Below are 6,102 nucleotides of genomic sequence, written 5' to 3'. Positions count from 1 at the left end.
CAATCAGGCTATAGTCACAGGTCAAGATCCAAATGGAGATGATGTAGTTGATGTTTCTGATGATCCTACCAATACAACTGATGATGATACCGATGGAGATGGAGATCCAGAAGATGAAACCGTTACAATAATCGAAGGAGTATTTACAGATCCAGATGACCCGATTACTATCTATACTGGAATTACTCCAAATGGAGATGGAATAAATGATGAGTTTATCATTGTAGGATTGGATCGTTTCCCGGATAATACATTAAGGATTTATAATAGATGGGGTGTTCAAGTATTTGAAGAAGATGGATATATGCAACCAGGAGTAGAATTATTCACAGGAATTAGTAATGGAAGAGTTACTATTGCACAGAATAATAAACTACCTGTAGGAACATATTATTATGTTTTAGAATACATAAATTCCAGAGGTGAGAATACTTATAAAGCAGGTTACTTGTATATTAACAGATAAATTTATATTTGGAATAGTATATTTGTTATTCCCTAAATCAAATATTGATACTTATGAATAGACTATTAACAATATTTATGCTGATTGCATTTAGTTTGATTTCGAACTATGCTAAGGCTCAGCAAGATGCACAATATACCCAGTATATGTATAATACGATTAGCGTAAATCCAGCATATGCTGGTAGTAGAGGTGTTATGAGTATTATGGGCTTGCATCGTAGTCAATGGGTTGGATTGGATGGAGCCCCAAGAACACAAACCTTAACACTAAACACTCCCATAGGAGATAATAATAGAGTTGGGTTAGGGTTCTCTATCGTAAATGATGAAATCGGACCTACAGATGAAACTTATTTTGATATTGATTTCTCCTATACGATCCCTACTTCGGATACAGGAAAGTTAAGCTTTGGATTAAAAGCAGGAGGACATCTCCTTAATGTAGATTTCCAAAGATTGACACAGTTCGAAATAAATGACCCGAATTTTGAAAATAATATTGATAATAAATTTAGTCCTAATGTGGGTGTTGGAATCTACTATCATACAGATAAGTTTTATGCTGGATTGAGTGCTCCTAATTTATTAGAGACAAATCATTTCGATGAAGATGCTACAGTAAATAGTAATGATTCATCAACATTTATTGCAGAAGAACGTATTAACTATTATTTGATAACAGGATATGTTTTCGATCTTAGTGATACCGTTAAATTTAAACCTGCATTATTATCCAAATTAGTATTTGGTGCTCCTTTACAAGTTGATCTATCTGCTAATTTCTTGTTGTATGATAAAATAACATTAGGAGTAGCTTACAGATGGAGTGCAGCTTTTAGTGCCATGGCAGGTTTCCAGATTTCAGATTCTTTAATGATTGGATTTGCATACGATAAAGAATCTACTGAATTAGGAAGAACACAATTTAATGATGGAAGTTATGAAGTAATGCTACGTTTTGAATTATTTAGAAAATATAATAGAATGCTAACACCTCGTTTCTTTTAAAACCTTGATTAAATATGTCTTAAGGCGTGTAAGAGCATTTTAAGATAATTTATTTTACTAAAATACAACCAAAATAAAATGAAGGGAATATTACACAAGTTATTAGTTGTTTTTGTCGGAGTTTCATTTTTGAGTAGTACTCAAGCTCAGGATAGAAAGTTGAAATCCGCACAAAGTCAATATGATAAATATGAATATATAGACGCACAGGAAACCTATTTAAAAGTTGTTAAAAAAGGATATAAAAGTGCTGATCTTTATAAAAACCTTGGAAACAGTTATTATTTCAATAGTCAATTCGAAGAAGCTTCAAAATGGTATGAAGAGTTAGTAAAAAATTATCCTAACGAAGTTGAGCCGGAATATTATTTTAGATATGCGCAAACTTTAAAATCAGTAGGACGATACGATGATGCAGATGTTTACATGAAAAAGTTTGCAGAATCAAGTTCTGATGATCAAAGGGCTCAATTGTTTCAAGATGAACCTAATTATTTGAAGCGAATTGATTTTCAGTCCGGAAGATTTGAAATAGAAAATTCATCTATTAATTCTTCATTTACAGACTTTGGTTCCGCATTTTTTGGGAGATTTATCGTTTTTAGTTCTTCCAGAGATACGCTATTATTTAAGAAAAGTGTACATCAATGGAATGAAGAACCTTTCTTAGACTTGTACAGAGCAGAGTATAATCCTACTAATGGAGAATTGTCAGAGATAGAAAAGTTTGATAGTAAACTTAATACCAAGTTTCATGAGTCTACACCTATTTTTTCAAAAGATGGAAATACGGTTTATTTTACAAGAAATAATTATGATGGGAGACGATATGGAAATGATAAAAAAGGTACCAATCGTTTAAAAATCTATCGTTCTTATAAAAATACTCAAGGAGGATGGACAACACCTCAAAATTTATCGATTAATAGTGATGAATATTCTACTGCACATCCAGCTTTAAGTATCGACGAAAAGACCCTATATTTTTCATCAGATATGCCAGGTGGAGAAGGACAATCTGACATTTATCAAGTAGCAATCAATGCAGATGGAAGTTTGGGAGAACCTAAGAATTTAGGAAATCGTATAAATACAGAGGGAAAAGAAACATTTCCCTTTATTAGCTCAAATAACGATTTATACTTTGCCTCAGATGGTCATATCGGATTGGGAGGTTTAGATGTGTATGTTACCAGATTAAATCCACAAACCGATGAGGAAAAGCTTGTTGTTAATATAGGGAAGCCAGTAAATGGTCCCGATGATGATTTTGCTTTTATTGTGGATGATGAGTCCAAAAGAGGATACTTTTCATCTAATAGAGATGGAGGAAGAGGAAAAGATGATATTTATAGTTTTCTGCAGCTAGAGGATCTTAAGAGTTTCTGTGAAATTACCATTGCAGGTATCGTAAAGGATAAGGATACTCAAGAACTATTACCAGGTGCAAAGGTTTCTATCTACGATAGCAGTAATAATCTATTGGAAAGCTTCATTGTTGGAGATGATGCAGCATACTCTCATGTTGTAAAATGTAGTTCCAAGTATTTTGTTAGAGCCGAGAAAGAGGAATATACTACCATTGAAAAATTAGTAGAGACACCTGGAAAAACGGAAACATTGGATGTCCCATTACTATTAGAGAAGAAAGTAAAGACAGCTAATGTTGGAGATGATTTAGCTAAAGTACTATCATTAAATCCAATTTATTTTGATTTTGATCAGTACTACATACGTGCTGATGCGGCGGTAGAATTAGCTAAAGTGATAGAAGTAATGAACCAATATCCTGATATGAAAATTGATGTGAGATCACATACAGATAGTCATGGAGATGATGCTTATAATATGTGGTTATCCGATCAAAGAGCTAAATCCACAGTAAAATATATGGTATCTAAAGGAATTTCTGCTGATAGATTAACTAGTAAAGGATATGGAGAGACACAACTTGTAAATGATTGTGGAAACGATTCTAATTGTACTAAAGCAGAATATCAACTTAGTAGACGAAGTGAATTTATTATTGTAAAATAATATATAATAGCCCTATATAATCAATAATTGATTTTTCGTTTACAAAAAACACCTTACTAGTTAAGGTGTTTTTTTATTTTAAATCTTAAACAATAGTTTATTTTTTGTCAAAAAAAAGATAGATTATGAATTGCTTTTATGATTTTGTAGTTTTGAACCAATACTAAGAAATGGAAGAAGAAAAAGTCATTTTAGTGAATGAAAATGATGAGCAAATAGGATTGATGCCTAAGCTCGAAGCACATGAAAAAGCATTATTACACAGAGCATTTTCTGTTTTTATTCTGAACGATAAAAAGGAAATAATGCTTCAACAAAGAGCACATCACAAATATCATTCACCAGGACTATGGACAAACACGTGCTGTAGTCATCAAAGAGAAGGAGAAAACAATATAGAGGCTGGAACCAGACGGTTGCAGGAAGAAATGGGATTTACCACTCCATTAAAAGAAACTATTTCATTTATTTATAAGGCTCCATTTGATAACGGTCTTACTGAGCATGAACTAGATCATGTATTGGTGGGACATTATGAAAATGATCCTATTATTAATCCAGAAGAAGTAGCAGATTGGAAATGGATGTCTATTGAAAAAGTTAAGAAGGGTATAGCAGACCAACCAGAAAGCTATACAGAGTGGTTTAAGATCATTTTTGATAAATTCTATGAACATATTACATTATGAGAATAAAAGCCTGTAGAAAAGCTCATTTTAATGCAGCTCACAGATTACATCGACAAGATTGGAGTGACGAAAAAAATACTCAGGTTTTTGGAAAATGTAATAACCCTTATTATCATGGTCATAATTATGAATTAATTGTGGCTGTAATTGGGGATATTGATCCCGAAACAGGTTATTTAATAGATCTAAAAGTTTTGAAAGATTATATCAAAACTGAAGTCGAAGATTATTTAGATCACAAAAATCTTAATGAAGAAGTTGAAGAATTTAAAAATCTAAACCCTACTGCAGAAAATATTGCCGTAGTAATTTGGAATCGACTTCGTAAAAAGCTAAATTTAAAATACGATATCGAAGTAACACTTTTCGAAACCCCACGTAATTATGTAATATATAATGGCAAATAGTAACCTATGGGTTTGCAACTAGGGGATAAAATACCTGAATTTACGGCTAGTAAAGATGATGGAGAATATTTCCATAGCAATGAAATTATAGGAAAAACACCATGTGTAATCTATTTCTATCCGAAGAACTTTACTCCAGGATGTATTAAAGAAGCTTGTGACTTCAGAGATAGTTATGAAGATTTCAAAAAAGAAGGAGTGGAAGTAATCGGTATTAGTTCTGATAGTGTAAAATCACACGAAAGATTTAAAAATAGATATAAACTACCCTTTATTTTTTTGTCAGATAGGAAAGGTGAATTAAGAAAACTTTTTGGAGTTAAACCTAGTTTGTTCGGATTGCTGCCAGGAAGGGAAACTTATGTAATTGACCAAAACGGTATCATTAGACTAAATTTTAATAGTTCTAGCGCATCGAAACATATGAAAGAAGCGTTGAGAATAGTAAAAGCTATTACAAATGGATAAAGACTTACTTTATATACTGAAATTTGAGCCTATATTAAAAGAGAAAATATGGGGAGGTTCTAAACTAAATACCATTCTTGGGAAACAAGAACAAGGTGACCATATTGGAGAAAGTTGGGAAGTAAGTGATGTAGAAGGTAATTATTCCGTAGTGTCTAATGGATATTTTAAGGGGAAAACACTAAAAGAATTACTAGAAGTCTATTCCAAAAGAATATTAGGAGAAAAGAACTATCATCGGTTTGGAACGAAATTTCCTTTATTAATTAAGTTTATTGATGCAAAAGAGGATCTTTCCGTGCAATTACATCCCGACGATGAATTAGCCAAGGTGAAACATAACTCATTTGGTAAAACAGAGATGTGGTATGTGCTCCAAGCAGATAAGGACTCTAATCTAATCATCGGTTTTGATAAAGAAGTAAGCCCAGCGGAGTATGAAAAGAGTGTATCAGATAAAACTATTAAGGAGTTGCTACATTATGAACCTGTTACTACCGGAGATACATTTTTTGTATACGCTGGTCTAATTCATGCTATAGGAAAAGGAGTGTTATTAGCTGAAATTCAACAAACATCCGATATTACTTACCGTATTTATGATTGGGATCGTACAGATGCCGCGGGTAATTATAGAGAGTTGCACCAAGAAGATGCATTAGAGGCTATAGATTTTTCTACAGATAGAGAATCTAAGGTTCAGTATTCTTCTAAAAAAAATGAAATTACTTCATTGGTAGCATGTCCATACTTTATAACGAATCTTATCGACATAGATCAGAAAAAAGTAATAACACATGAGACATTGGATTCTTTTGTGATATATATGTGCGTTGCTGGTAGTGCAGAAATTATTCAGAATGAACAAAAGATAAAAATAAATGTTGGGGAGACGATTTTGGTACCTGCAGAAATAAAAGAAATAGAAGTAGTTTCCAAGGAAGCAAAATTTTTACAAACCTATATTTAGAATAAAAACCATTTGATTAATGGTCGAAAAGACTAATTTTGTACAAAATTTATAA

7 protein-coding genes are annotated in these 6,102 nt (G+C 32.3%); all 7 read left to right on the top strand.

Features of this window, described 5'->3' with window-relative positions:
- Window positions 1–466 (top strand): T9SS type B sorting domain-containing protein (locus ABD077_RS24030; RefSeq protein ID WP_343914751.1); only part of this gene is annotated, 466 nt, incomplete at its 5' end.
- A 53-nt stretch (window positions 467–519) separates the two neighbouring features.
- The gene (locus ABD077_RS24025) at window positions 520–1,476 is read left to right on the top strand and encodes a PorP/SprF family type IX secretion system membrane protein (protein WP_343914750.1); all 957 of its coding nucleotides are present in this window, start codon (window positions 520–522) and stop codon (window positions 1,474–1,476) included.
- Window positions 1,477–1,554: 78 nt separating this feature from the next.
- Window positions 1,555–3,513 carry an OmpA family protein gene (locus ABD077_RS24020; RefSeq protein WP_343914749.1) on the top strand — a complete coding sequence of 653 codons (1,959 nt, stop codon included), beginning with the start codon at window positions 1,555–1,557 and terminating at the stop codon, window positions 3,511–3,513.
- 170 nt (window positions 3,514–3,683) lie between these two features.
- Window positions 3,684–4,202, top strand: coding sequence for an isopentenyl-diphosphate Delta-isomerase (gene idi, locus ABD077_RS24015; protein WP_343914747.1), 519 nt, complete (start codon window positions 3,684–3,686; stop codon window positions 4,200–4,202).
- On the top strand, window positions 4,199–4,609 hold the full coding sequence (locus ABD077_RS24010) for a 6-pyruvoyl trahydropterin synthase family protein (protein ID WP_343914746.1): 411 nt from the start codon (window positions 4,199–4,201) through the stop codon (window positions 4,607–4,609). The genes idi and ABD077_RS24010 overlap by 4 nt, the downstream gene beginning before the upstream one ends.
- A gap of 6 nt (window positions 4,610–4,615) precedes the next feature.
- A complete protein-coding gene (locus ABD077_RS24005; protein WP_343914745.1) occupies window positions 4,616–5,077 on the top strand; it encodes a peroxiredoxin in 462 nt (153 codons plus the stop codon).
- On the top strand, window positions 5,070–6,047 hold the full coding sequence (locus tag ABD077_RS24000; protein WP_343914744.1) for a type I phosphomannose isomerase catalytic subunit: 978 nt from the start codon (window positions 5,070–5,072) through the stop codon (window positions 6,045–6,047). Before ABD077_RS24005 ends, ABD077_RS24000 begins: the two co-directional genes overlap by 8 nt.
- The last annotated feature ends 55 nt before the right edge of the window (window positions 6,048–6,102 follow it).

The sequence above is a fragment of the Aquimarina litoralis genome, from assembly GCF_039523995.1.
Lineage (GTDB): Bacteria > Bacteroidota > Bacteroidia > Flavobacteriales > Flavobacteriaceae > Aquimarina > Aquimarina litoralis.
Note: the sequence above shows the minus strand (reverse complement) of the source record. Positions and strands in the feature narration are given on the sequence as shown.

Bases quoted from the DNA above. Each gene is read 5' to 3' on its own strand.
- ABD077_RS24025 (WP_343914750.1), top strand. From the start codon at position 520: ATGAATAGACTATTAACAATATTTATGCTGATTGCATTTAGTTTGATT.
- ABD077_RS24020 (WP_343914749.1), top strand. From the start codon at position 1,555: ATGAAGGGAATATTACACAAGTTATTAGTTGTTTTTGTCGGAGTTTCA.
- idi (WP_343914747.1), top strand. From the start codon at position 3,684: ATGGAAGAAGAAAAAGTCATTTTAGTGAATGAAAATGATGAGCAAATA.
- ABD077_RS24010 (WP_343914746.1), top strand. From the start codon at position 4,199: ATGAGAATAAAAGCCTGTAGAAAAGCTCATTTTAATGCAGCTCACAGA.
- ABD077_RS24005 (WP_343914745.1), top strand. From the start codon at position 4,616: ATGGGTTTGCAACTAGGGGATAAAATACCTGAATTTACGGCTAGTAAA.
- ABD077_RS24000 (WP_343914744.1), top strand. From the start codon at position 5,070: ATGGATAAAGACTTACTTTATATACTGAAATTTGAGCCTATATTAAAA.